Here is a 23,143-nt window from a genome sequence, read left to right on the forward strand (position 1 = left end):
GCGGACGATGAAGTGATCCAGATACAGGCCGAAATTCTGCACATAGGCGCGGATCAGAAACAGGGTCGGCCCCGCCAGCATGATGAACAGCATCAGGCAGACGGCGATAACCAGATTCAGTTCCGACAGGCGGCGAACCCCCTTGCCGACGCCCGACAGAACCGAAATCGTGGCCAGTCCGACGACGAAAACAATCAGGATCACCTGCATCCACGGCGTTGCGGGCAGGCCGAACACGGCATTCAATCCGCTGACAATCTGGCTGACACCCAGTCCCAGCGAGGTGGCAATCCCGAACAGGGTGCCGCAAATCGCAAAGATGTCGATAAGATCACCGATGGGACCATAGATGCGGTCCCCGATCAGCGGATGGAAGGCCGAGCGCATGGCAAGCGGCAAACCCTTGCGGTGCGCAAAATAGCCCAGTGCCAATCCCACCAGACCATAGATGGCCCAGCCATGCAGGCCCCAATGGGTATAGGTGATGGCCATGGCCTCGCGCGCGGCTTCCATGGTTTCGGGCGCGACATCGGGCGGAGTAACATAGTGCTGTACGGGCTCGGCGACGCCGAAATACATCAGGCCGATACCCATGCCCGCCGCGAACAGCATGGCCACCCATGACAGGAACGGGAAATCCGGTTCGGAATCATCCGGACCCAGTTTCAAACGGCCCATGGGGCCAAAGGCGATAACCAGCAATAAAACAAAAAAGACGGCCACTGCCGTCACATAAAACCAGCCAAAATTTTCGATGGTCCAATTCTGGGCCGATCCGAACACGCTGGCAGCAGTGTCCGGAATGATGAGTGTGACCATGAGCAAAACGCCAATGATCGCACTCGCACCCCAAAAGGTGCGGGCATTGATGGATGCAAGCATGAACAGGTAACGGCTTTTTTGTGTCACGGTTCCCGACTTTCGGTATCGCGCGGGTATGTAAAGCGGTTCAGCGATGCGGTGTCGCACTGAAAACGCAGCATGGATTCAAGCCTTTAGAAGGCGAGAACGAAAGATTAAATCCGTGTAAGGTTTTGAAACCAAATAAGATTGCGGCGATGTAACTTTTGCGGGAATGCCTCGTGCGGTAAAGCGTGCTTTACAGACCGCTGCAATCGAGACCGACCATGAACCGCCTGAAAATTACGCTGCTGACGGGTGCGGCCATCGCCGCTATCGGCACACCGGCCCTGGCTCAAACAGCCCCCCAGAAGTCCCCCCCGAATTCCCCCCAGTCCGCCCCCCAGCGTCCGGCACAGGCCGAACAGCAACCTGCTCAAACGCCTCAGGCCAAACCGGCCGAGACCCCGCAGGAAGAACCGGCCAAGGTCGAAGAGGTGGTGGTCAGCGCCCAGAGCGGCGGCATCCGCACCTCTATCGATTCCATCAGCTACAGCCTCGCCAACGACCTGCAGGCCACGACCGGTTCTCTGGCCGACGCCCTTCGCAATGTCCCCTCGGTCGATGTCGACCCGCAGGGCAATGTCTCGTTGCGCGGTAATTCCAGCGTCACCATTCTGGTCGATGGCCGCCCGTCCGGTATCCTCAGCGGCGAAGGTCGTGCGCAGGCCATCCAGCAACTCCCCGCCGACCAGTATGCCCGTATCGAGGTGATGACCAATCCTTCGGCGGCCTACAGCCCCGAGGGCGGTGGCGGCGTCATCAACCTGATCACCAAACCCACAGCGCCGCGACCGGGTGTGCAGACCACCGGCTCGGTGCGTCTCAATGTCGGCGATAACGGCCGCTGGAATACCGGCATCAGCAGCTCGTACCAGAAAGACAAGCTGACCCTGTCGGGCGATCTCAGCTACCGCTCCGATGCCAATGAGTTCACCTTCCCCTCGCGCCGCGAACTGCTAGACGCAGCGGGTAATGTGACCAGCACCACCACGGTCAACCAGACCTCGGACACCGAACAAACGGGTGGCTTTGGCCGCTTCTCGGCCGAATATAAACTGACCGACCGCACCCAGCTGACCGGTGAGGTCCGCGCCATGGTATTCGATATCGATCCGCAAAATGCGGGTCTTTATGAAACCCGCGATGCCAATGGCAATCTGACCAGCGCCTATACCCTGTCGACCGGCGGCAATATCACCATCGACAATATCGGCGCGACCGCCCGCGTCCTGCACCGCTTCAACACCGAGGGCCACGAATGGTCCAATGAAGTGCGCTATGACAAGCAGGGCAATGATAACGCGTTCCTGCTGCACACCCGTTTTGCCCAGCCGGTAAACCCCGACACCTATGAGCGCATGAACACCACGGTCGATACCAAGACTGTTGGTTTCACCAGCGCCTATGTGCGCCCGATGGCCGAAGGCGAGAAACTGCGCCTCGGCTACGAGCTGACCTATACCTCTCCGGATCAGGACACACAGTTCCGTCGCGGTCTGTCCGAGGCCAGCCTTGCGCTCGTTCCCGGCCTCAGCAACCGCTTCGAAGGCGAACAGACGGTTCACGCCCTCTACTCGACCTACGAGCGCGCCCTGACCCCCAAACTGTCCGCACAGGCAGGCTTGCGTCTGGAACAGGCCGAGATCGAAATTAATGACCTGACCGGCGGCCTGTCCGCCTCGCAGGACTATTTCCGCGCCTATCCGACCGGCCACCTGCAATATCAGCTGACCGAGACCCAGACCCTGCGCGCCAGCTATTCGCGCCGCATCCAGCGCCCGCAACTGGCCCAGCTGAACCCGTTCGTATCCTATCAGGACCCCATGCGCCGCACCTCGGGTAATCCCGATCTGGAGCCGCAGGAAACCGACGCCTTCGAGGCCATGTGGCAACTGCGCAAAGGCCAGTCCTTCTATCAGGCAACCGCCTATTATCGTGACACCAACAAGGCCTTCACCGACGTCGCCAGCGACATCGGCAACGGCATCATCCTGACCCGTCCCGAAAATCTCGGCTCGCGCAGTGATCTGGGTCTGGAAGTCAGCGCCAATGGCCGTCTGCTGCCGACCCTGCGCTACGGGGCCAGTGCCAATGTCTTCCAGCAAAAGATCGACGCTGCCGGTATTGCTGGCGGACGCGACCGCGAAGGCACCATGGTCAGTGGCCGTCTCAGCCTGAACTGGCAGCCGAACGACAAGGACTTCATCCAGCTCACCGGCTTCTGGCAGGGCGAGAGCCTGCTGGCCCAAGGCACCCGCGAGGCGGGCGGCATGGTCAATCTCGGCTACCGCCGCAAACTGACCGACAAGCTGTCGCTGAACGTCACGGGCCGCGACCTGTTCAACTCGTTCGACAATACGGTGCGCTACGACACCCCCGCCTTCCGCGAACTGAACGAGCAGAAGATCAACCTGCGTGCCTTCTATATCGGCCTCAGCTGGCAGCTGGGCTCCAGCCCACGCCGTCAGCCGGAACAGTTCGACTTCTCTTCTGGCCCAACCGGAAGCTAACCATAGGCTGATTTCGTTGATGTTTCCCCTTGCGGGGTAACGTCGGCATTCCCAACTGATCGGTATCGGGGTTGCGCTGCTTCAACTGAAGGGCGCGACCCCCAAATCCGCCTCTAAGGGGATGCCCATATGAATATTGAACTCTATTCCGACCGCGCCAAACAGGCCATCCAGTCGGCCCAGTCTCTGGCACTGGCCCGCCGACATCAGCAATTCGCTCCCGAGCACATCCTCAAGGTGTTGCTGGAAGAGCGTGACGGCCTTGCCCGCAATCTGATTACCCAGGCCGGTGGTGACCCCGCCAAGGCCGTGACCGACACCGAGACGGCGCTGAAGAAGCGCGCACAGGTATCGGGCGGCTCCGGCCAGCTTTACATGGACGGCGACACCGCCCGCGTCTTCGCCAAGGCCGAGGACGACGCCAAGGCCGCCGGTGACGCCTTCGTCACCACCGAACGTATCCTTGCCGCCCTGGCCCGCGAAGGCGGTGTGGCTGCCGCTGTCCTGAAGGGCGTGGGCGTCACCCCCGCCAAGATGGACGCTGCCATTGCCGAAATCCGCAAGGGCCAAACCGCTGACAGCGCCTCCGCCGAAGACGGCTATGACGCCCTCAATCGCTATGCCCGCGACCTGACTCTGGCCGCCTCTGACGGCAAGGTCGATCCGGTCATTGGCCGCGACGAAGAAATCCGTCGTACGATCCAAGTCTTGGCGCGTCGTACCAAGAACAACCCCGTCCTGATCGGTGAACCGGGCGTGGGCAAGACCGCCATTGTCGAAGGTCTGGCCCAGCGCATCGTCAATGGCGATGTGCCCGAAAGCCTGAAGGAGAAACGTGTCCTGTCTCTCGACATGGGCGCGCTGATCGCCGGTGCCAAATACCGTGGCGAGTTCGAGGAGCGCCTGAAAGCGGTCCTCAACGAAGTCGGTGCGGCCGAAGGCCAGATCATCCTCTTCATCGACGAAATGCACACGCTGGTCGGTGCGGGCAAGGGTGACGGCGCGATGGATGCGTCCAACCTGCTCAAGCCTGCTCTGGCGCGTGGTGAGCTTCACTGCGTCGGTGCCACCACGCTCGATGAGTACCGCAAGCACGTTGAAAAAGACGCGGCCCTTGCCCGTCGCTTCCAGCCCGTCATGGTCAATGAACCGACGGTCGAGGACACGGTTTCGATCCTGCGCGGCCTGAAAGAGAAATACGAAGTCCACCACGGCGTGCGTATTTCCGACAGCGCCATCGTGGCTGCCGCCACCTTGTCGAACCGCTACATCACCGACCGCTTCTTGCCCGATAAGGCGATCGACCTCGTCGACGAAGCGGCCTCGCGTGTGCGTATGGCCGTGGATTCCAAGCCCGAGGCTCTGGATGAAATCGACCGCCGCCTCGTCCAGCTCAAGATCGAGCGCGAAGCCCTCAAAAAAGAGGACGACGACGCCTCGCGCCATCGCCTCGAAAAGCTTGAAGACGAGATCATCGATCTCGAGGCCCAGTCCGACGACATGACCGCCCAGTGGCGCGCCGCCAAGGACAAGGTCGGCCAGTCCGCTCAACTGCGCGAGACGCTGGACCGCCTGCGTCTGGAACTGACCAACGCCCAGCGTTCGGGTGACCTCGGCCGTGCGTCCGAGATCGCCTACGGCCAGATCCCGCAACTGGAACGCCAGCTCGAAGAGGCGCAGGCCAACGAGGAAGAAAAAGCCTCGGCCCTGGCTGCCGAGGTCGTCGATGCCGAACAGATCGCGGCGGTGGTGTCGCGCTGGACCGGCGTGCCTGTCGACAAGATGCTGGAAGGCGAGCGTGAAAAACTGCTCGTCATGGAAGACGCCCTTCGCGGTCGCGTCGTGGGTCAGGAACCGGCTCTACAAGCCGTGTCCGACGCCGTGCGCCGTGCCCGTGCGGGCCTGAACGACCCGAACAAGCCGATCGGCTCCTTCCTGTTCCTTGGCCCGACGGGCGTGGGCAAGACCGAGTTGACCAAGGCTCTGGCCGAGTTCCTGTTCGATGACGACAGCGCCATCACGCGCATCGACATGTCCGAATATATGGAAAAACACTCGGTCAGCCGCCTGATCGGCGCGCCTCCGGGCTATGTCGGCTACGATGAAGGCGGTGCCCTCACCGAGGCCGTCCGCCGTCGCCCGTATCAGGTCATCCTGTTCGACGAGGTCGAAAAGGCCCACCCCGATGTGTTCAACATCCTGCTGCAAGTTCTGGACGACGGTCGCCTGACCGACGGTCAGGGCCGCACGATCGACTTCAAGAACACCCTCATCATCATGACCTCCAATATGGGGTCCGAATTCCTCGCCAATCAGGGCGAGGGCGACGATGTCGAGAATGTGCGCGAACTGGTCATGGGCTCTGTCCGCAGCCACTTCCGTCCCGAGTTCCTGAACCGCATCGACGAGATCATCCTGTTCAAACGCCTCGGCCGCGAACAGATGGGCGGTATTGTCCGCATCCAGCTCAAGCGCCTCGAAGCCCTCATGGCTGAACGCCGCCTGTCTCTGGACCTCGACGACAGCGCCCTCGCATGGCTCGCCGACAAGGGTTACGACCCCGTCTATGGTGCCCGCCCCCTGAAGCGGGTCATCCAGAAACAACTGGTCGACCCCATGGCCCGTAAACTCCTGCAAGGCGAGTTCGAGGATGGCAGTGTCGTCCACGTCACCGCCGGCGCAGACGGCCTCGTCATCGGCAAACCCCAAGTCCACTAACAGAAAAGGGCGGCCCCACAGGCCGCCCTTTTTCTTTTCTTTCGTCACCCCCGACACCCCTGCGGTCATCCCCCGACTTGATCGGGGGACCCAGCGGCGCGCGCCAGCGCGATAGGCTCGCCAGCCTCACCCCAGCACCGGCATCACCTCCACCCCGTCGCAGGGGAAGGGATCCATATGCGGGTGATCCTCGAACAGCCTTGCCGCCGCATCAAAGCTGTCGGCCCGCACCACCATAAAAACGGTCAGCAGGTTGACCACATCGCTTACAACCCCGTCGTCCCCGATGCGCTTGGTCGGGCCGAGTGGGCCGCCCCGATACACGATGACGTCGCGATGCGCCTCTTCCCATGCCGCAACGGCGGCCACCCCCACACGCGCCGTTTCGGCCTGCTGGGCCTCGCTCATCGCCCGCCATGCCCGCCATTTGGGGCCGGTCTTGTCGCTGGTGAAGATAGCCAGATAGTCGGCACTCATAATGGCCTCCTGTTTTACGCAACCCTCGGCCATCACACCGTTTCCAGCAAGCAGAGCAGGGCGCACATCTCGGAAAACCCGCACAGAATAAGGCCGCAGCCAGCACACCCCGCTCTGATATCCCTTATAAAATCAACGCCCCCAGACCCATTGGCCCGCATCAGCGCGCCCGACCCGAACCCTCACACATAATCCCTTCGTCCCGTCGCAGGGGAGGGCTCGCTCGGCCGGCGATCCGATGCGGCGGCGGGAGCGAGAAGAGCGGGGGTCATGCACACGCATGACGCCGGTGGAGCCTGTGACGCACCTCGTGCGCACGAAGAGGCTCCGGCAAGGGTCGGGGTGGATACCCGGACCGTTCCAGCTTTCGTCGTCTGCGAAAGCTGCCCGCCACGGGCGCTGGAGGTAACCACTAATAACGGTGCCTGCTCCAAGCTCGCGAACAACTTCCCGCGCGGGGCGTCAGTCACTAGGCCGCGTCGGGTCGGGAGGTCCCGCAGGGCCGACGACCGTGGCCCAGTCAAAAAGCCGAAACGGTAATACTAAATCTATTCCGGACGATGATCCGGTGCCTCGCCAAGCCTTCCTATTACCGCCCGCGCATGCGCAGGGCGGTAAAAATCGTGGTTCCCGATTTCCTGATCACATTCTCGCAACCAGAATCTCACGACAGCGTTATGCGCAATGGCCAGCTTGGCGTTGGCCGTTTTCAAGAACCACGAGGGGGTTGATCCCATGCGTATTCGTTCGCTTTCCATCGCTGCTGCCGCTGTTCTGGCTCTGGGCGCTGCTGCCTGCACCCAAGCCGAGCAAAACAAGGCCGAGGCTGACGCCCATGCCGCCGCTGCCGATGCGACCGCCGCTGCCGAGCGCGCCGGTGATGCTGCTGCCACGGCCGTAGACAATGCTGCAGACGCCACCGCCACCGTCGCCACCGATGCCGCTGCCGCCACCGGTCAAGCTGCCGACAAGGCTGGCGAAGCCATCAAGGACGGTGCCGCCGACGCCGCTGCCGCGACTGAAAAAGCTGCCGCCGAAGCCCGCGCCAAACTCGAAAAACATTAATTTTTAAAGTGGCCCGCGCTTGCGTCTTGCGCGGGCTGCTCCCCTCAAGCAGCAAGCCGCCGTGCGGCGAGCGTTAGGGGAGCTTTTTAAAGTGGCCCGCGTTCGTCGGCCCTTCGGGACCTCCCGACCCGACGTGGGCTATTTTTCTTCAAGCACGTCTTCGAGCAGAGCGACGGCGGCCTCGCCGTTCCAGTCGGCTTCGCCGACCATCACAGCCACCACCTTGCCCTCGCGATCAAGGATCATGGTCTGCGGCATGGCCCCCTTGCCGGGGAACTCGAAGGCCAGCTGGAATTTCGGATCGGCATAATATTTCAGCGGCGCATTCTCGGCGATAAAGGCCTTGGCCGCCTCCTGCGCACGGTCGGTATCCATGCTGATAACCGCCACCGCAAAGTCCTCGCGACCCTCATAACGCTGGGCCAGTGCCGCCAAGGTCGGCATCTCGATCTTGCACGGCGCACACCACGTCGCCCACAGATTCACCACCGTCACCTTGCCCTTGAAATCGGCAAAGGTAACCGCATTCCCGTCCGCATCCTGAAACGCATAATCGGGCGCAAGGAACGGTTCGGGCGACTGCAATCGCGCCAGCGGCCCCTTGGCATGGGCGGCAAAAGCACCGCTATTCGTCGAAGCGGCATCAGAACCTTTGCCCCCGCCGTCCTGATTGACGTATAGCAGGGCCGCTGCGCCGATTGCCGCCACCGCTGCAACCACGCCTATGCCGATCGCCTTAGTCCGTTTAGAGCCGCTCATGTCCGATACGCCTTCGAAAACCCCTCAGGGTCAGTCTCTATGGGGTGGCCGCTTCAGCGCCAAGCCCGCAGATATCATGCAGGCCATTAACGTCTCTATCGGCGTTGATAAACGCCTGTGGACACAGGACTTGGCCGGATCGCGGGCACATTGCCGCATGCTGGCCAAGCAGGGCATCATCCAGCAGGCTGACGCCGACGCCATTCTGGGCGGGCTGGATGTGATCGAGGGCGAGATCAAGGACGGCACCTTCCCGTTCCGCGATGCCTATGAAGACATCCACATGAACGTGGAAATGCGCCTGTCGGAACTGATCGGCGAACCGTCGGGCCGTCTGCACACCGCCCGTTCGCGCAACGATCAGGTGGCCACCGATTTCCGCCTGTGGGTTCGCGATGCCGCTGACCGCACCGTCGAACAACTGCAAGACCTGCAACGCGCGCTTCTGGACCGCGCCGAACAGCATGCGGGCGACCTGATGCCGGGCTTCACCCACCTGCAAACCGCACAGCCGGTGACGCTGGGCCACCACCTGATGGCCTATGTCGAAATGTTCGGCCGCGATGCCAGCCGCTTTGCCGATGCCCGTGCGCGTATGAACGAAAACCCGCTGGGCGCTGCGGCTCTGGCCGGATCGCCGTTCCCGATCGACCGCCATGCGACCGCACAGGCGCTCGGTTTTGACCGCCCGATGGGCAACAGCCTCGACGCCGTTTCCGACCGCGACTTTGCGCTGGAATGTCTGGCCGATGCGTCCATCGCTGCGGGCCACCTGTCGCGTCTGGCCGAAGAGATCGTGGTGTGGATGGCGCCGATGTTCGGCTTCATCACCCTGCCGGACGATCTGACGACCGGCTCGTCCATCATGCCGCAAAAGCGCAACCCCGATGCTGCTGAACTGGTGCGCGCCAAGACGGGCCGCATCAACGGGGCCTTCATCGCCCTGACCACGGTCATGAAGGGTCTGCCGCTGGCCTATTCCAAGGACATGCAGGAAGACAAGCCGCCGGTGTTCGAGGCCTTCGATGCGCTGAACCTCGCGCTCAGCTCGATGACCGCCATGATCGCGGCCTTCCGTCCGAACCTCGAGAAAATGGCCGCCGCTGCCGGTGCCGGATTCTCGACCGCAACCGACCTTGCCGACTGGCTGGTGCGCGAACTGAACCTGCCATTCCGTCAGGCCCACCATGTCACCGGTGCCGCCGTAAAGCGCGCCGAGCAACTGGGCCTCGACCTTGGCCAACTGCCTATCGCCGAACTGAAGGCGCTGGACGAGCGTATCCATGACGGCGTCTATGCTGTCCTGACCCCGCAGGCCTCGTGCGCCAGCCGCCAGTCCTTTGGCGGTACGGCCCCCGATCAGGTCCGCGCCCGTATCGCAGACTGGAGACAACGCCTGTGATCCAAGGAAACCCTATGAAAAAGACCCTGATCCTGTCCATGGTTCTGGCCTCGGCTGTGACCCTTTCGGCCTGTGGCAAGATGGCCGATCTGGAAGCGCCCAGCGCCCGCTCGAACTCCAAATGGACCGAGCGCAACCGCGAACCGGCTACGGTCCTTTCCCCGTCCAGCAACAACCCCATCGACGGTGGTGCGGCTGATCCGACGGGCCGTCGTCCCGACTTCTAAGCCCCAATTTCCTTCCCTGTAGGCCCCGTGCATTATTTTGATCTGAAAGACGGCGTCCTCCATGCCGAGGGCGTCAATCTGGAAACCGTCGCCGAGCAGGCGGGTACGCCCACCTATGTCTATTCGGCTGCAACCTTGCGCCGCCACTATGGCCTGATGCGCGAAGCCTGTGACGCCCATAAGGGCGCACTGGGCGATGCGCTGATCGCCTTTGCGGTAAAGGCCAACTCCAACCTGTCGGTGCTGAAAGTGCTGGGCCAGTTGGGTTGCGGGGCCGATACGGTATCCGAGGGCGAAATCCGTCGGGCACTCAAGGCGGGTATTCCAGCCTCCAAGATCATCTTCTCGGGCGTAGGCAAGACCGATGCGGAACTGGCCTTCGCCATCGGGGAGGGCGTTCGCCAGATCAATGTTGAAAGCTCGACCGAGCTTCAGCGCCTGATCGCCGTTGCGGCCTCTATGGCCGCCAAGCCTGACATCGCCATTCGCGTAAACCCGAAAATCGGTGCGGGCGGTCATGCCAAGATCACCACGGGTGGCGCGGGCGACAAGTTCGGCGTGCCGGTCGAAGAGGCGATGGACCTCTATGCCGTGGCCTCGGCTTCGGACCATGTGAACCCCGTCGGTCTGGCCTGCCATATCGGCAGCCAGATCACTGACCTGACCCCGCTGGAAAACGCCTTCAAGGTGCTGCGCCAGATGACCGAGACCCTGCGGGCTCAAGGCATGTCGGTGACCCGCCTTGATCTGGGCGGCGGCTTGGGCGTGCCCTATTACGGCGAGACCAATACTCCGCCACCCGCTGACTATATCGCCATGGTGGCCGGTGTGCTGGAGGGCCTTGGCGTCGAGGCGGCTTTCGAGCCGGGCCGACTGATGGCCGCCAATGCCGGTATCCTGCTCAGCCGCGTGGTACATATGAACGAGCGCACCGACGGTCGTCGCTTCCTTGTTCTGGATGCGGCCATGAACGATCTGATGCGTCCGGCCCTCTATGACGCCTTCCACGACATCAAGCCTGTCCGTCCCAAGGGCGGCGAGGCCATCCCCCACGATGTGGTCGGACCTGTCTGCGAGACGGGTGATACCTTTGCCCGCGACCGCAATCTGGCCCCCTTGCAAGCGGGCGATCTGGTCGCCTTCATGTCGGCCGGGGCCTATGGCGCAGTCATGAGCGGCGAATACAATACCCGCCCTCTGGCCGCCGAGGTTCTGGTGGACGGCGACAAATGGGCCATCATCCGCCCGCGCCCGACCTATGACGAAATGTTCGCTCGCGAACCCATCGCGGACTGGCTCTAAAGAAAAGGCCCCTCGTTCGAGGGGCCTTTTGTCTTAGTCGAGGGCGCAGATATCGGGCAGGCCACGCATGCCACCCTGATGGTCCAGCCCGTAACCGACGAGGAAGCGCGCCGGAGCTTCCCAGCCGACAAAGTCCGGCGTCATGCGTTCGTGCTCGCAAGGCTTGCGGGCAAACACACAGGTCAGGACACGGGCGGCACCGGCTTCCTTGGTGATCCGGATGGCCTCGACCAGCGACAGGCCGGTGTCCAGAACATCGTCGATCAGCAGAACGGTCTTGCCTTCCATCGAGCGCTGGAAGGGCGCACGGACGGTCACCTTGCCGCGGCTTTGCTTGTCATCGCCATAGGACGACATCCACACGGCATCGAACTTGACGTTGCGGCCTTCGCGGTACAGCGCGCGGGTCAGGTCGGACCCGAACCACAATCCTCCGGTCAACAACACAGCTGCCACAGTGTCATCATCGATCAGCGGCGCAATCTGGCGGGCCAGATCGGCATTGATACGGTTGATTTCGCTCTGGGCGAGCAGGACGGTCGGCGCGAGGGGGAAGGTATCAGCCATTCCCAGCCGATACCCCTTCAAACGGGCCGATGTCGAGATCAGATCGTCCAATTGCCGACGAAGGTGCCAATTGGCTGATTCGTCGCAAGCCGTCCGTATCGGCTGCCGCTGCGGTCTTTCCTGCAGGAATAGAGGTAGGGGATTCGGCTGCGGCTTTTTCAGGGGCGGTCTTGCGGGCGGGCGCTGCGGCGGGACGTGCCGGCGGCTTTTCGCTCGCCTCGTCGGCAACCAGACGCAGTCTGGTTTCGGCAAAACGGCCATCGGCATTGGGCAGGATCACGGCAAATCCGCGTACGCCGCCCGGAAGCACAGGGGCCCCCTCAAGGCGCAGGATGTGATGATCGTATTCGCGACCCGTGCGGTCCAGCAGGGCAATCCGGATAGGCGGGGCGACAATCTCGCGGTCTCGCAGATTGCGCAACGCGCCGGAGACATAGATCTGGCTGATATCGTTACGGGCAAAACCGGTGGTAATGGCCTCGAAGTCCAGCCCGACAGGGTTGGTTTCGATACCGACCAGTTGATAGGCGCTGGCCAGCTTGGGCACGCGGGCAACGATAGCATCGCGCCAGACATAGGCGGCCAGGAAGCCCAGCAGCATCAGAACAATCATCAAGCCCCAGGCCAGTCCCTGACGAACAGCCTGACGGGTCCGGCGCTTTTGCTCGGCACGGGCACGGAAGGCCTGTGTCAGCGGGGCCGTGGTGACGTCATCATCGGTGGTCTCCTCGATGGCGGCGGCAGGCTTGGAAGGGCTGGGGGCAGGACTTTGCGCAACCCCTTCATCCAGTTCCAGCGGGGCATCTTCGGGCAGGGCACGCCAATCATTGCCGCAGGCTTTGCAGCGCACGCGACGGCCCGAAGGGCCGATTGCCGCATCGGAAACAAAATAGCTGGTGGCGCAAGCGGGGCAGGTCAGTATCATAGGCGGCGGCTAAGAGGCGTTACGCCCCCTCCTGTCGAGGGCGACTGCGCCCCGGTCCAAAACGAAAACACCCTATGCCAATCCAAGAACGTCGCCCTACGGCACCCAACAAAGATATCGATGTCGTCCGCCTCAGAGGCCTAGGGTTCGGTTATGCTGACCGGCCTTCGGTTCTGCGCGATGTTAACCTTATCTTGCCCCATGGCTCTTTCCATTTCCTTACCGGACCGTCCGGAGCAGGAAAGTCTACGCTTTTGCGCCTCATGACCCTGAGCGAGCGGGCGCATACAGGCCGGATCAGCCTGTTCGGACAGGATGTGACCCATATTCCTCGTTCGGCCATTCCTTCGATGCGCCAAAAAATGGGCGTCGTGTTTCAGGAGTTCCGGCTGCTGGACCATTTGTCGGCCTTCGACAATGTGGCCTTGCCCTTGCGTCTGAATGGCGAGCGTCCGCGCGACTATGTGCAGGATGTGGCCGAGATGCTGCGCTGGGTGGGGCTGGGCGGTCGCTTTGATGCCTTGCCGCCGTCGCTGTCGGGCGGAGAAAAACAACGTCTGGCAATAGCCCGTGCTGTGATCACCCGCCCGCGCCTGATTCTGGCCGACGAGCCGACCGGCAGTGTCGACCGCGCCATGGGCGAAAAACTGATGCGCTTGTTCCTGTCCCTGAACAAGCTGGGCGCGACCATCCTGATTGCGACCCATGACGAGGACATGGCCGAACGCTATGGCGCAGGCCTGCTGCGACTGGAGGACGGCTATCTGCGCCAGATGGTGCCGCCACAACGCCCCCCAGAGTCTCAGCCTACAGAGTCCCAGCCACACCAAGCCGGAGGTGCCCTGTGAGCGCCAACCCTTCGGTGATCCGTAAACCCCTGCCGGTGCCGGGCACCCTGCTGCCGCGCGAACGGTCGGGCGAGCGATGGCTGGCGGCGGTGATTGCCGTGCTGTGCTTCCTTGCGACGCTTTCGGCTATCGGAGCCTTGGCGGCGGATCGTGCAGCGCATGGCTGGGCGCGTGAACTGCGCGGAGAGGCCACTGTACAGGTGCGACCGCGAGTAGACGAAACCGGCCCTGCGGCAGCGGCCCGCGCGGCCGAAACCCTTGCTGCGGTTGCGGGCGTTGATGAAGCCTACGCACTGGACCGCAAGGCGTCGGAGCGTCTTTTGGCCCCTTGGGTGGGCGAGGCCGTGCTGCCCGATCTGCCTTTGCCGCATCTGGTGGTCGTGCGACTGGACGAGAAACGCCCCGCCAGCGCCCCGACCCTTAGCCGTGCTCTGGCCGAGGCCGGACTGGATGCCTCGGTGGACGACCACAGCCTGTGGCGCGGCGAAGTGGAACGCGCGGCGGGCATTGTGACGGTGCTGGCGATTTCTGCCTTTGTGCTGATAGCGGGCGCGACCGCCGCAGTGATTGCCTATGCCACGCGATCGGGCATGACGGCACAGGCCGATATTATCGAAACCCTGAGCCTGAACGGGGCTTCGGACCGTCATGTGGCCGGGCTCTATCAGGGGCAGTTCGGCAAGCTGGCCCTGACCGCAGGTGTGGCAGGCGCGGTGCTGGCCGGTCTGGCCATGGCTCTGTTGCGATTGCTGGGGGGCGAGGCGGGACTGACGCCAGCCCTTCCGGTACGTTTCCATGATCTGGTGGCGATTATTGTCTGTCCGGTTCTAGCTGCGGTAACGGCTGTGCTTGCGGCACGTTTTACAGCACTGGCGAAGCTGTCAGGTCGTAGGTAGTAGAGGGCAATGAGATTCATCACCCTCATTGCTGCGGTTGTCCTGATGTGGCTGGTAGGCCTGCTCGTCTTTGCCGGACGCGTTCAGGACTTCACGCCCGCCACAGAACCCGAACGCGCGGATGCGATTGTGGCCCTGACTGGTCCGGCGGCCGAGCGGGTCAATGCGGCTATCCGGCTTCTGGAGCAGGACAAGGGTGACCGGTTGCTGATTTCGGGTGTGAATCGCGAGGTGCGCCGCAAGGAGCTTCGCGCCCTGACGCCCGGCTCCAGTAAGCTTTTCAACTGCTGTGTCGATCTGGGTTTCGAGGCTGAAAACACGGTTGGAAATGCCAGCGAGATCGCCGAATGGGCGCGTCGTAACAGCTATCGCAAACTGATCGTTGTCACATCCGACTATCATATGCCGCGCAGCCTATTAGAGGTCCGCAGCGCCCTGCCGGGGGTGGTGATGGTACCCTATGCCGTAGGAACGCCAACGCTGGACCGCCCTGACTGGTGGCGACACGAGCAATCGGCGCGTCGCATGACGCTTGAATACATGAAATATTTGGCGGTACTGGGCCGTGAAGCGTGGCACAGATTGCGCGGTTTCCACCCTGAACGCCCCGCCGAAATGGTGCTGCCTGCAGCGGGCACCAAAGCTGACAAGGCCTGACCTTTTATGAATACGATCCGCTCCGTACTGTTTTCGCTGTGGCTGTATCTGACGATCCTGGTGTGCGCTGTGGGCATGTCGCCAGCGCTGTTTCTACCGCACCGCTACGCGATGGGCGTTATCAAGCTCTGGGCGCGGATGGTGCTGTTTGGGCTGCGCTGGATTGCCGGTATCAAGGTCGAACTGCGCGGTCTGGAATACCGGCCGACAGGGGGCACGCTGGTTGCCGGCAAACACCAAAGCATGCTGGATGTGGTGATCCCCTTCACCTTCTTGAATGACCCGTGCTTTGTGCTGAAGAAAGAGCTGATGTCTCTGCCGTTCTTTGGCTGGTTCGCATGGAAAACCAAGATGATCCCGGTGGATCGCGCGGCCCATGCCAAGGCACTCAAGGATATGGTGCAGCATACAAGCGCCCGTCTGGCCGAAAACCGCCAGATCATGATCTTCCCTGAAGGCACCCGCACCCAGCCGGGCGTGGCGGGCGAGTACAAGCCGGGTGTGGCGGCCATCTATCGTGACGTGGACAGTGCTTGCCACCTGATCGCGACCAATTCGGGCCAGCACTGGCCGGCCAAGGGCGTGCTGGGCTTCAAACCGGGTACGGTCGTCTTCGAATTCCTGCCGCCCATCCCCGCGGGCCTGAAGCGCGGCGAGATGATGAAGCTGATGCAGGAACGAATTGAAACAGCATCGATTGCCCTTTTGACGCCTTAAAATTCGTCTTTGCACTGAAGCAACAGTCCATGACGCATGCGCGTTGTGGCTTCTCCCCACAGGAGCTTCATGTGTCACGCACTCTGGCTATGCTTGCATTCTCGGCCGTTTCGCTTTTGGCGGGACAGGCTGTCGCCCAGTCCCAGCCTTATGAAGAGGTCGAGGTTGCCAAGACCTGGAAGGTCGATGTTGGCGGCGGCTTTGTGCGCGGCTTCAGCGCCACGGGCAATGACAGCAAGGATGTAAACTGGACTTTCTGGGGTTCGGCTTCCTACAAGGATGTCGTCTATGCCAACGGTCTGGACGGGATCGGCTGGAATGCCATCAAGCGCGATGATTTCCGTGCCGGTGTGCAACTGCGCCCGCGCTTTGCGGCGGGTGATCTGGATGGCTTTGATAACCGTCCCGATCTAGGGGCCGATGCCACGCTTTATGCGTTCAAACGCCTGCCGGGGAATGTGGTCGTCGGTGGCCGTATCTCGCAGGATGTTACCGACGATGATGCGGGTATGACCTGGAATGCCCAGATCGGCCATCAGCGGATTACGCCAGTCGGACTGTTGCAGGTCATGGCCTATGGGCGTGGCGGAGATTCCGACCGGTTGAACCGCTATTTCGGTGTGACGCCTGACGAGGCCATATCCAGCGGCTATCGCGCATTCGAAGGTGATGGCGGTTTGTCGGGGCTGGGGGTTTCGGCCTTGCTGGCTGTACCGGTCGGACCGCGCTACGGCGTCGGGGCCTTTGTGAACTACGAAGAATATATGGGCGATGCACGTAACAGCCCGTTGCTGGAAGAGTCCCACATCTGGCGTGCCGGTATCATCGGGGTGGCCCGCTTCAACGGCATGTAGGCCAAGCTGAAAATGACAATCGCCGCGCCCCGAAAGGAGCGCGGCGATTTTGTAGGGTACGCAGATTAGCGGGCGGCAAACTCGCTGAGAGCATCGCAGACGGCGCGGTTCTGGTCGGTCGTACCTATGGTGATCCGCAGGCCTTGCGGCAGGCCATAGCCGCCGACACCGCGCACAATGATACCCTTCTGGTTCAGATAGTCGCTGGCGGCATTGGCCTCGGCGGGGTCCTTGAACATTACCAGCACGAAATTGCCGACCGACGGCAGCACATCATAACCAAAGCCCTTGATCGCCTGTGTCAGGCGCGGACGCCATTCCAGCACCAGATCACGCGAGGCTTTCTGGTGGTCTACATCACCGACAGCGGCGATGGCGGCGGCAATTCCCGGCACCGATACGTTGAACGGCAGGCGGATACGGTCCATCGCCTCGGCCATCGCCTTGGGCATATAGCCATAACCGATGCGCAGGCCGCCCAGACCGTGGATCTTGGAGAAGGTGCGGGTGACAACAATGTTCTCGGCCGTATGCGCCAGATCAATGGCGCTTTCCCATTCTGGCTCCACGACATATTCGGCATAGGCCTCGTCCACGACCAAAATGATGTGGGCGGGCAGGCCCGCATGCAGGCGGCGGATTTCTTCAGCGCTGTGCCAGCTTCCGGTCGGGTTGGACGGGTTGGAGAGATAGACAATCTTGGTGCGCGCATCGACCTGCGCCAATAAATCATCCACCTCGGCCTTATAGCCCGGCTCGGGGGCCAGCTTGACCTGTGCCTCGCAACCCAGTGCCGAGATGCGATAGGCGAGGAAGCCGTATTCGCCCGTGACGATATTGTTGCCTGCACTCAGATAGGTCTGGTTCAACAGGGCAAACACCTCGTCCGAGCCATTGCCGAAAATCAGACGCTCTTCCTCGATGCCGTGCAACTCGGCAACGGCCGCACGCAGCTTGTCGGCGCGGCCATCCGGATAGACATGGATCTTGTCCAGCACCGAGGCAAAGGCCTCGCGGGCCTTGGGACCAGCCCCCAGCGGGTTTTCATTCGAGGACAGCTTCATCGGCTCGGCCACACCGGCCAGAGCCCCCTTGCCACCGACATAGGGGGCAATATCGAGAATACCCGGTTTGGGGCTCGGGGCGGAGTGACGGGCTTCAGTCATGGACGCTTCCTCGATAGTCTAGAATATGGGGGCCGCACCGATGATGCCGCTCAATTGGCCGGGAGCGCCCTGAAGCCTCCCGTCTTCTGCCTGCACATAACCGCTTAGAGCGAACAGCTTCAAGGCACCTGACTGTGCCAAAGCTTCGGCAGCCAGACCATTGTTCGACAGACTCTGGATAATGGCCGCCTCGGCCATAGGGCTGTCGGTGATCCAGAAGGTTCGGTCGTCACCGGTCGGGCCGCTGGTTTCGTTTGAAATTATCAGGCTGCGTGGCCGAGCACGGGCATCGTCGGGCAGGGCGGCGATGACGCGTACATCGGGTGTCGCCAACAGCTTTGCCCACCACGGGCGCGTTCCGATATCGACCAGAACACGCGCGCCGGACCGTGCCGCCTCTATGGCCTGTTCCGGTTCGGCCAGCGGGCGGGCAAAGGGGCCCCACCGGTCAGCGGCCAGCAGTTGCGAAACGCCGCCGCAGGCCATGACCGCACGCCCCAGACCGGCTTCCATACGCCCCAGTACGGCCCGCACAGCCGACCTTTGCGTCGGATGCAGGTCCTTGAGGACCTGACGCAGGGCAAGGGCATCGGCATCGGGGCGTATCCGCGCGCCTGCGGCCTGACGCTCAAGGACGGCCTTGGCGATGGCCTGATCCAGGGACAGGCGGTGCGGGTCTTCGGCGGGGGCTTCGAGCATCAGAACAGCCGTGGAGCCGGTGCGAGTGCAAACGGACCCAGATAGGTGCGGCCATTACGGAACATGACGCTCAGTTCTACCTTTTGCTCGCCATCCTCCTCGGCCCCTTGCGGCGTTGTGGCGGCAGCGCGGGCGGCGGCGGCGCGGTCAGCGGGCGTGCCCTGATGGCTGCCCGCCAGTCCGACCAGAGCCGCCAGAGGTTTTTCAGCCTTGAACGCGACCTCGCCTTCAAGCTGTCCCTTGTCGTCGGCCGTCAGCAGAGGACTGGTTAAAAGCGCATGGGTTTCGCCCGCCTTCATCTCGCCCTTGATGTCGGTGAAACGTCCACCGGCGGCCGTCCATGCCGATAGAAGACCCGCAGGCGTAGAGGGCTGGCGCAGGGCCGAGGCTTTTTCGACAACGGCCTCGACCTGAAGGGTCAGTTGGTCATTCTGGGTAAAACCCTGAACCGGACCACCCTCGCGACCCTTGGCCTCGATCAGACGCACCAGAATATCGACATCGTCACCGGCCTCGGTGCGGGCGGTGATGTGCGGGCGCATATAGAGCTGGATCAGGGCGGCATCGGCCAGAGGGAAGGGTGCAGCCTCTCCGATGGCGGTAAAGCGAGGTTTAACCGCCTCGAAAGCCAGATTGGGCCAGCGCTGTCTAAGGCCCGACAGGCTCATCCGGATAGTTTCGGCCTGAACCAGTGTCTCGCCCTTTTCGGCACGGACCAGTGTCAGGCCGTCCGGTGCAGCCACCACCCAGCGCAGCGGGTTATAGCTATTGGCCTCGGCCAGAATTTCGGGAGCCCGCAAACCGTGGCCCGACGGGGCCAGCACATTCACATCATGCAGGCCGATGCGCGTATGCAGGGGCCAGCCGCGCGTGGAAGTCTTGCTGTACGCGATGCTCCAGCCCGCTTTCTCCAGCCGCTCCAAGCGTGTGTGAAGCTGGCTTTTGACCTCGAAGGCCATCCAGAACCACCAGACGGTCCATACGGCCAGAACAATGCCGAAAATAATGAAGGGCACGAACAGGGCGCGGCGGCTGTGTCGTGGCGCGGGGTCGGAAGCCGTATGGGATTGCGTGGTCATGGGGCGCTTATAGATCAGGCATTTGCGAACGTCTTGTGTCCTTATCAGGCCGTGATGTCGGCCCAGATCGCGCCCGCGGCGCCCCGCGCGTCATCGGGCGATAAACCCAGCAGCAAACCCCGCTGGCCGCCATTGATCAGTATGGCATCAAACAGTTGCGCGGTTTCGTCCATGACGGTGGGGACGGCCTTGCGTTGTCCAAAGGGGCTGACCCCGCCGACCTTGTATCCGGTCAGGCGCTCGGCATCGGCGGGCTTCATCATGTGGGCCGATTTTCCACCGAGGCAGGCGGCCAGCTTCTTCATGCTGACCTCGCAATCGGACGGCAGGACAACACAGGCGGGCCGCTCGTCCACCAGTACCATCAGGCTTTTGAACACCTGCTCGGGCGCTATGCCCAAGGCCTGCGCCGCCTGAAGCCCGACACGCGGGGCATCCGGATCATAGTCATAGGGGAATAGATCAAACGCCACTCCGGCCTTGGTCAATGCCAGTGTGGCGGGGGTGGTCTTGGCCATTCTATTCGACCTTCAGGAATTCTCGGGTTAGATCGACGGCATCGGCCAGACCCATGCGCATGACCTCGGTGCCTTCGGGCAGGGCCGAGAACAGCCGTGTCGGACAGGCCGCGTCCAGCATCACAAACACACCCTTGTCGTCCCCGCGACGGATCAGACGGCCAAAGGCCTGCGCGATACGACCACGCGCAAGGGCGTCGTCATAGCTGCGTCCGCCATGGCCGGTGCCAAAGCGTTCGCGTCGGGCCTTGTGCAACAGGTCGGGACGCGGCCACGGCACACGGTCAAAGGCCAGTATCCGCAAGGACCGCCCAGGGACGTCCACCCCGTCACGCACGGCATCGGTGCCCAGAAGACAGGAATCGTTCTCGGCCCTGAACACATCGACCAGCGCGCCGACCTCGAGCGGATCAACATGCTGGGCATAGAGCGGGATGCCCGCACGGGCCAGTTCCGGACCCAGTCGCTCATAGACGGATTTCAGGCGCCGGATGGCGGTAAACAGGCCAACTCCGCCGCCGCCCGCCGCCAGAAACAGTTCGCGCATGGCCGCAGCGGTCTGGCGCGGATCGTCCTTGGTCAGGTCGTTGACCACAATGATGCGGCTGTGATTGGCATAATCGAACGGGCTTTCGACCTTCAGCGTGCGGGCCGGCTCAATCAGGCGCGCCGCGCCCGAGCGCATACGGGCCATATCGAACGGATCGCTGGCCGACGGATCGGACAGGGTTGCACTGGTCACCAATACGCCATGGGACGGCATGATGACGGCCGCTTCCAGTGGAATAGTCGGATCGATCCAGTGCCGACGCAGAGCCACCTCGTGGATGCGACCGAATGCAGCTTCTGCCGACAGCCAGTCCACATAGTCGGGGTCCGGCTCGCTACCGGCTTCGTCCAGTGCCGACAGCATGGAACGCCAGCCGGGCAGGGTCATGCGCGCCCGACGGTCCAGACCGCGCAAGGCCCCTTCGATACGGGCGCGGGCGGACGGGTCTAGTTCGGCGGCTTCCTCGTCCAGAATGTCTTCGAGATGGCGGGCCAAGGCCAATAGAGGCGCTTCGATATCGGCCAGCGCCTTGGCCGCGGCACGCGCCGTTTCGATTACGGATTCTGTGACGGGGCGAAGGGCGCATTCCAGCCCGAACTCGGTGCCGCCATTCTCCGATGCACGGGCGCGAAGCTGTTCGAGGGCGGCGGCTAAAAACCGCTCGATCGGCCCGATGGGATTCACTTCGCCGGATGCGGGCGCGATGCGGCCCGATACGCCTTCGCCCGGAAGCTGGGCGGCGGCGGCCAGTGCATCGGTCAGGGATTTACGGGCGGCCTCGTTGTCGGCGCACAGGTCACCAAGGCGCAGTTCCAGTCCGCGCCCGCGACGCCCGCGCCCTTCGGGGCCACGAACCCAGCGCCGCAACTCGGCGGCTTCCTGCCCCGACAGACTGGCCGAAAAAGCACTGTCTGCGGCATCGAACAGATGGTGGCCCTCGTCAAAGACGATGCGTTTCAGAGCCGCCGTTTCGCCATCCTGTTTCAGGCCGCGTGCGGTGCGCGATCCGTCAAAGGCGGCCTGTGTCATTACCAGTGCATGGTTGGCCACGACCAGATCGGCACGGCGGCTGGCGCGAATGGTCTTTTCGACAAAGCACAGGCGATAGTGCGGACAGGCGGCATGCACGCACTCGCCACGACGGTCCACCAGATTGGCAGGGCTGGCTTGATGGGCGTGGGCCACCGTGAACAGACCCGACAGCCAACCGGGATAGTCGCCGCCGGTCATATCGCCATCGCGGCTATGGGCGGCCCAGCGGGTGGCCAGCGCCATACCGATCAGATCGCCATTGCCCAGTTGGGCGGCCTGCACCATGTCCTGAAGGTTCAAAAGGCACAGATAGTTTTCGCGCCCTTTGCGCACGACCGTCTTGCGGCGACGCTCGGCCTCGTCGGGCCACAGCGCCTTGCTCTCGCGGTCGATCTGGCGCTGCAACGCGCGGGTATAGGTGGAAATCCACGCCGCGCCGTGATTGCGCTCGGCCCACAAGGAGGCAGGGGCCAGATAACCCATGGTCTTGCCGGTGCCGGTGCCCGCTTCGGCCAGCAGCATACGCGGTCGGCCCTCTTCGCTGCGGGGCGAAAAGGCATAGGCGGCTTCGGCCGCATAGTCGGACTGGGCGGGGCGTGTTTCGTCTAGGCCTGAAGCGCGCAGCAGTTTTTCCAGCCGGATACGGGCGCTTTCGCTATCGACGGGCGCAGAGCCCGCCTCGCCGCGCGGGGCCTCGTCTTCCCATTCGGGCAGGCGTGCCCACACATCCAGTCCCGAGCCGCGCGAGGTGCGCTGACGGATGCCGCCAGCTTCCAGCGCATTGATGACGCGCCCGCCCCAGCTCCAACCGGCGCGATCCAGCGTCATGGCCAGACCATAGGCCTCTTCGCGATTGGGATAGGCAGGGGCCGCAAGTTCTTGCAGCAGTTCGGCGACGGTTTCGCGCAAGGCCATGGCCTGTGCCTCGGCCCCCTTTGGCTCGACGCGGCCCAATGCCAGCGCCAAGCCTGTCGGCGAGGGGGCACAAAAACGAGCCGGTCGCACAAAGGCAAACAGCTCCAGCGCATCCAGAATATCGATGGAGCGCGGCGGGCCTTCCAGACCCAGTCGGCGCGCTGTGATGCTGGCATGGGCGATAATAACCGGACCACCCAGCAACAGCCCCTCGGCGGCACCGCGCCCGATCTTGCGCGCACCCTCGTCATCGCAAACAGCACCGGCACCCGGCGGCGTAGCCAAGGCGGGCGGCAGGTCGATTTTCAGCTCGACAGTGGTGGAAGAGGGGGCGTTGGCGGTGGTCACGCCCTAAAC

Annotated in this window: 21 protein-coding genes; 11 read left to right on the top strand and 10 right to left on the bottom strand. The window is 62.8% G+C overall.

The features are described 5' to 3' along the window. Positions 1-819, bottom strand: an 819-nt coding sequence (locus tag RSB01_RS00805) for a BCCT family transporter (protein ID WP_332624972.1), incomplete at its 3' end; no start/stop codon positions are given. 308 nt (positions 820-1,127) lie between these two features. Between RSB01_RS00805 and RSB01_RS00810 the strand changes: the two genes are divergently transcribed. Beyond that, positions 1,128-3,413, top strand: a complete 2,286-nt coding sequence (locus tag RSB01_RS00810; protein WP_332624974.1) for a TonB-dependent receptor — start codon at positions 1,128-1,130, stop codon at positions 3,411-3,413. Positions 3,414-3,542: 129 nt separating this feature from the next. Then, a complete protein-coding gene (gene clpB / locus RSB01_RS00815; RefSeq protein WP_332624976.1) occupies positions 3,543-6,131 on the top strand; it encodes an ATP-dependent chaperone ClpB in 2,589 nt (862 codons plus the stop codon). A gap of 126 nt (positions 6,132-6,257) precedes the next feature. Here clpB and RSB01_RS00820 read toward each other — a convergent pair whose 3' ends face one another. After that, on the bottom strand, positions 6,258-6,608 hold the full coding sequence (locus RSB01_RS00820) for a hypothetical protein (protein ID WP_332589680.1): 351 nt from the start codon (positions 6,606-6,608) through the stop codon (positions 6,258-6,260). A 735-nt stretch (positions 6,609-7,343) separates the two neighbouring features. On the opposite strand from RSB01_RS00820, the gene RSB01_RS00825 reads away from it, so the two are divergent. Next, entirely contained in the window at positions 7,344-7,673 is a 330-nt protein-coding gene (locus RSB01_RS00825; RefSeq protein WP_332589679.1) for a hypothetical protein, read from the top strand. A 138-nt stretch (positions 7,674-7,811) separates the two neighbouring features. On the opposite strand, the gene RSB01_RS00830 is transcribed toward RSB01_RS00825, so the two are convergent. Next, positions 7,812-8,432 (bottom strand): TlpA disulfide reductase family protein, encoded by a 621-nt coding sequence (locus RSB01_RS00830; protein WP_332589678.1) that lies wholly within the window; start codon positions 8,430-8,432, stop codon positions 7,812-7,814. Here RSB01_RS00830 and argH point away from each other — a divergent pair. From argH to lysA, 3 genes are read left to right on the top strand one after another with little or no spacing between them, the layout of a single operon-like run. Beyond that, the gene (argH, locus tag RSB01_RS00835; protein WP_332624980.1) at positions 8,431-9,834 is read left to right on the top strand and encodes an argininosuccinate lyase; all 1,404 of its coding nucleotides are present in this window, start codon (positions 8,431-8,433) and stop codon (positions 9,832-9,834) included. The two genes, RSB01_RS00830 and argH, sit on opposite strands and share 2 nt — an antisense overlap. Before the next feature lie 14 nt (positions 9,835-9,848). Further along, the gene (locus RSB01_RS00840; protein ID WP_167175064.1) at positions 9,849-10,061 is read left to right on the top strand and encodes a hypothetical protein; all 213 of its coding nucleotides are present in this window, start codon (positions 9,849-9,851) and stop codon (positions 10,059-10,061) included. A gap of 27 nt (positions 10,062-10,088) precedes the next feature. Next, a complete protein-coding gene (lysA, locus tag RSB01_RS00845; RefSeq protein ID WP_332589676.1) occupies positions 10,089-11,363 on the top strand; it encodes a diaminopimelate decarboxylase in 1,275 nt (424 codons plus the stop codon). A gap of 33 nt (positions 11,364-11,396) precedes the next feature. Here the strand turns inward: lysA and RSB01_RS00850 are convergent, their stop codons facing one another. Together RSB01_RS00850 and RSB01_RS00855 are read right to left on the bottom strand one after the other, a co-directional pair. Further along, positions 11,397-11,930 carry a phosphoribosyltransferase family protein gene (locus RSB01_RS00850; protein ID WP_332589675.1) on the bottom strand — a complete coding sequence of 178 codons (534 nt, stop codon included), beginning with the start codon at positions 11,928-11,930 and terminating at the stop codon, positions 11,397-11,399. Then, a complete protein-coding gene (locus tag RSB01_RS00855; RefSeq protein ID WP_332589674.1) occupies positions 11,923-12,855 on the bottom strand; it encodes an MJ0042-type zinc finger domain-containing protein in 933 nt (310 codons plus the stop codon). The genes RSB01_RS00850 and RSB01_RS00855 overlap by 8 nt, the downstream gene beginning before the upstream one ends. A gap of 74 nt (positions 12,856-12,929) precedes the next feature. Between RSB01_RS00855 and RSB01_RS00860 the strand changes: the two genes are divergently transcribed. From RSB01_RS00860 to RSB01_RS00880, 5 genes are all read left to right on the top strand, one after another. Beyond that, the gene (locus tag RSB01_RS00860; RefSeq protein ID WP_332589673.1) at positions 12,930-13,703 is read left to right on the top strand and encodes an ATP-binding cassette domain-containing protein; all 774 of its coding nucleotides are present in this window, start codon (positions 12,930-12,932) and stop codon (positions 13,701-13,703) included. Continuing rightward, positions 13,700-14,599, top strand: coding sequence for an FtsX-like permease family protein (locus RSB01_RS00865; protein ID WP_332589672.1), 900 nt, complete (start codon positions 13,700-13,702; stop codon positions 14,597-14,599). The genes RSB01_RS00860 and RSB01_RS00865 overlap by 4 nt, the downstream gene beginning before the upstream one ends. 9 nt (positions 14,600-14,608) lie before the next feature. Continuing rightward, complete coding sequence (locus tag RSB01_RS00870; RefSeq protein WP_332589671.1) at positions 14,609-15,256, top strand: YdcF family protein; 648 nt, start codon at positions 14,609-14,611, stop codon at positions 15,254-15,256. A gap of 6 nt (positions 15,257-15,262) precedes the next feature. Next, the gene (locus tag RSB01_RS00875) at positions 15,263-15,973 is read left to right on the top strand and encodes a lysophospholipid acyltransferase family protein (RefSeq protein WP_332589670.1); all 711 of its coding nucleotides are present in this window, start codon (positions 15,263-15,265) and stop codon (positions 15,971-15,973) included. A gap of 71 nt (positions 15,974-16,044) precedes the next feature. Beyond that, positions 16,045-16,827 carry a MipA/OmpV family protein gene (locus RSB01_RS00880; protein ID WP_332589669.1) on the top strand — a complete coding sequence of 261 codons (783 nt, stop codon included), beginning with the start codon at positions 16,045-16,047 and terminating at the stop codon, positions 16,825-16,827. Between the two features lie 65 nt (positions 16,828-16,892). Here the strand turns inward: RSB01_RS00880 and hisC are convergent, their stop codons facing one another. Genes hisC through RSB01_RS00905 form a run of 5 tightly spaced genes read right to left on the bottom strand, consistent with a single transcriptional unit; the run spans position 16,893 to position 23,134 of the window. Further along, entirely contained in the window at positions 16,893-17,993 is a 1,101-nt protein-coding gene (gene hisC / locus RSB01_RS00885) for a histidinol-phosphate transaminase (RefSeq protein ID WP_332589668.1), read from the bottom strand. An 18-nt stretch (positions 17,994-18,011) separates the two neighbouring features. After that, positions 18,012-18,692: a hypothetical protein gene (locus tag RSB01_RS00890; RefSeq protein WP_332589667.1), complete on the bottom strand. Its 681-nt coding sequence runs from the start codon at positions 18,690-18,692 to the stop codon at positions 18,012-18,014. After that, positions 18,692-19,771, bottom strand: coding sequence for a DUF2125 domain-containing protein (locus RSB01_RS00895; protein ID WP_332589666.1), 1,080 nt, complete (start codon positions 19,769-19,771; stop codon positions 18,692-18,694). Before RSB01_RS00895 ends, RSB01_RS00890 begins: the two co-directional genes overlap by 1 nt. Before the next feature lie 44 nt (positions 19,772-19,815). Further along, positions 19,816-20,289 (bottom strand): Cys-tRNA(Pro) deacylase, encoded by a 474-nt coding sequence (gene ybaK / locus RSB01_RS00900; protein WP_332589665.1) that lies wholly within the window; start codon positions 20,287-20,289, stop codon positions 19,816-19,818. 1 nt (position 20,290) lies between these two features. Then, positions 20,291-23,134 (bottom strand): ATP-dependent DNA helicase, encoded by a 2,844-nt coding sequence (locus RSB01_RS00905; protein ID WP_332589664.1) that lies wholly within the window; start codon positions 23,132-23,134, stop codon positions 20,291-20,293. Between the last annotated feature and the right edge of the window lie 9 nt (positions 23,135-23,143).

Source organism: Brevundimonas sp., from assembly GCF_036659295.1.
GTDB lineage: Bacteria > Pseudomonadota > Alphaproteobacteria > Caulobacterales > Caulobacteraceae > Brevundimonas.

Bases quoted from the DNA above. Each gene is read 5' to 3' on its own strand.
- hisC (WP_332589668.1), bottom strand. From the start codon at position 17,993: ATGACTGAAGCCCGTCACTCCGCCCCGAGCCCCAAACCGGGTATTCTC.
- RSB01_RS00895 (WP_332589666.1), bottom strand. From the start codon at position 19,771: ATGACCACGCAATCCCATACGGCTTCCGACCCCGCGCCACGACACAGC.
- RSB01_RS00870 (WP_332589671.1), top strand. From the start codon at position 14,609: ATGAGATTCATCACCCTCATTGCTGCGGTTGTCCTGATGTGGCTGGTA.
- RSB01_RS00875 (WP_332589670.1), top strand. From the start codon at position 15,263: ATGAATACGATCCGCTCCGTACTGTTTTCGCTGTGGCTGTATCTGACG.
- RSB01_RS00830 (WP_332589678.1), bottom strand. From the start codon at position 8,432: ATGAGCGGCTCTAAACGGACTAAGGCGATCGGCATAGGCGTGGTTGCA.
- RSB01_RS00850 (WP_332589675.1), bottom strand. From the start codon at position 11,930: ATGGCTGATACCTTCCCCCTCGCGCCGACCGTCCTGCTCGCCCAGAGC.
- RSB01_RS00825 (WP_332589679.1), top strand. From the start codon at position 7,344: ATGCGTATTCGTTCGCTTTCCATCGCTGCTGCCGCTGTTCTGGCTCTG.
- RSB01_RS00890 (WP_332589667.1), bottom strand. From the start codon at position 18,692: ATGCTCGAAGCCCCCGCCGAAGACCCGCACCGCCTGTCCCTGGATCAG.
- RSB01_RS00810 (WP_332624974.1), top strand. From the start codon at position 1,128: ATGAACCGCCTGAAAATTACGCTGCTGACGGGTGCGGCCATCGCCGCT.
- argH (WP_332624980.1), top strand. From the start codon at position 8,431: ATGTCCGATACGCCTTCGAAAACCCCTCAGGGTCAGTCTCTATGGGGT.
- RSB01_RS00840 (WP_167175064.1), top strand. From the start codon at position 9,849: ATGAAAAAGACCCTGATCCTGTCCATGGTTCTGGCCTCGGCTGTGACC.
- RSB01_RS00820 (WP_332589680.1), bottom strand. From the start codon at position 6,608: ATGAGTGCCGACTATCTGGCTATCTTCACCAGCGACAAGACCGGCCCC.
- clpB (WP_332624976.1), top strand. From the start codon at position 3,543: ATGAATATTGAACTCTATTCCGACCGCGCCAAACAGGCCATCCAGTCG.
- ybaK (WP_332589665.1), bottom strand. From the start codon at position 20,289: ATGGCCAAGACCACCCCCGCCACACTGGCATTGACCAAGGCCGGAGTG.
- RSB01_RS00855 (WP_332589674.1), bottom strand. From the start codon at position 12,855: ATGATACTGACCTGCCCCGCTTGCGCCACCAGCTATTTTGTTTCCGAT.
- RSB01_RS00860 (WP_332589673.1), top strand. From the start codon at position 12,930: ATGCCAATCCAAGAACGTCGCCCTACGGCACCCAACAAAGATATCGAT.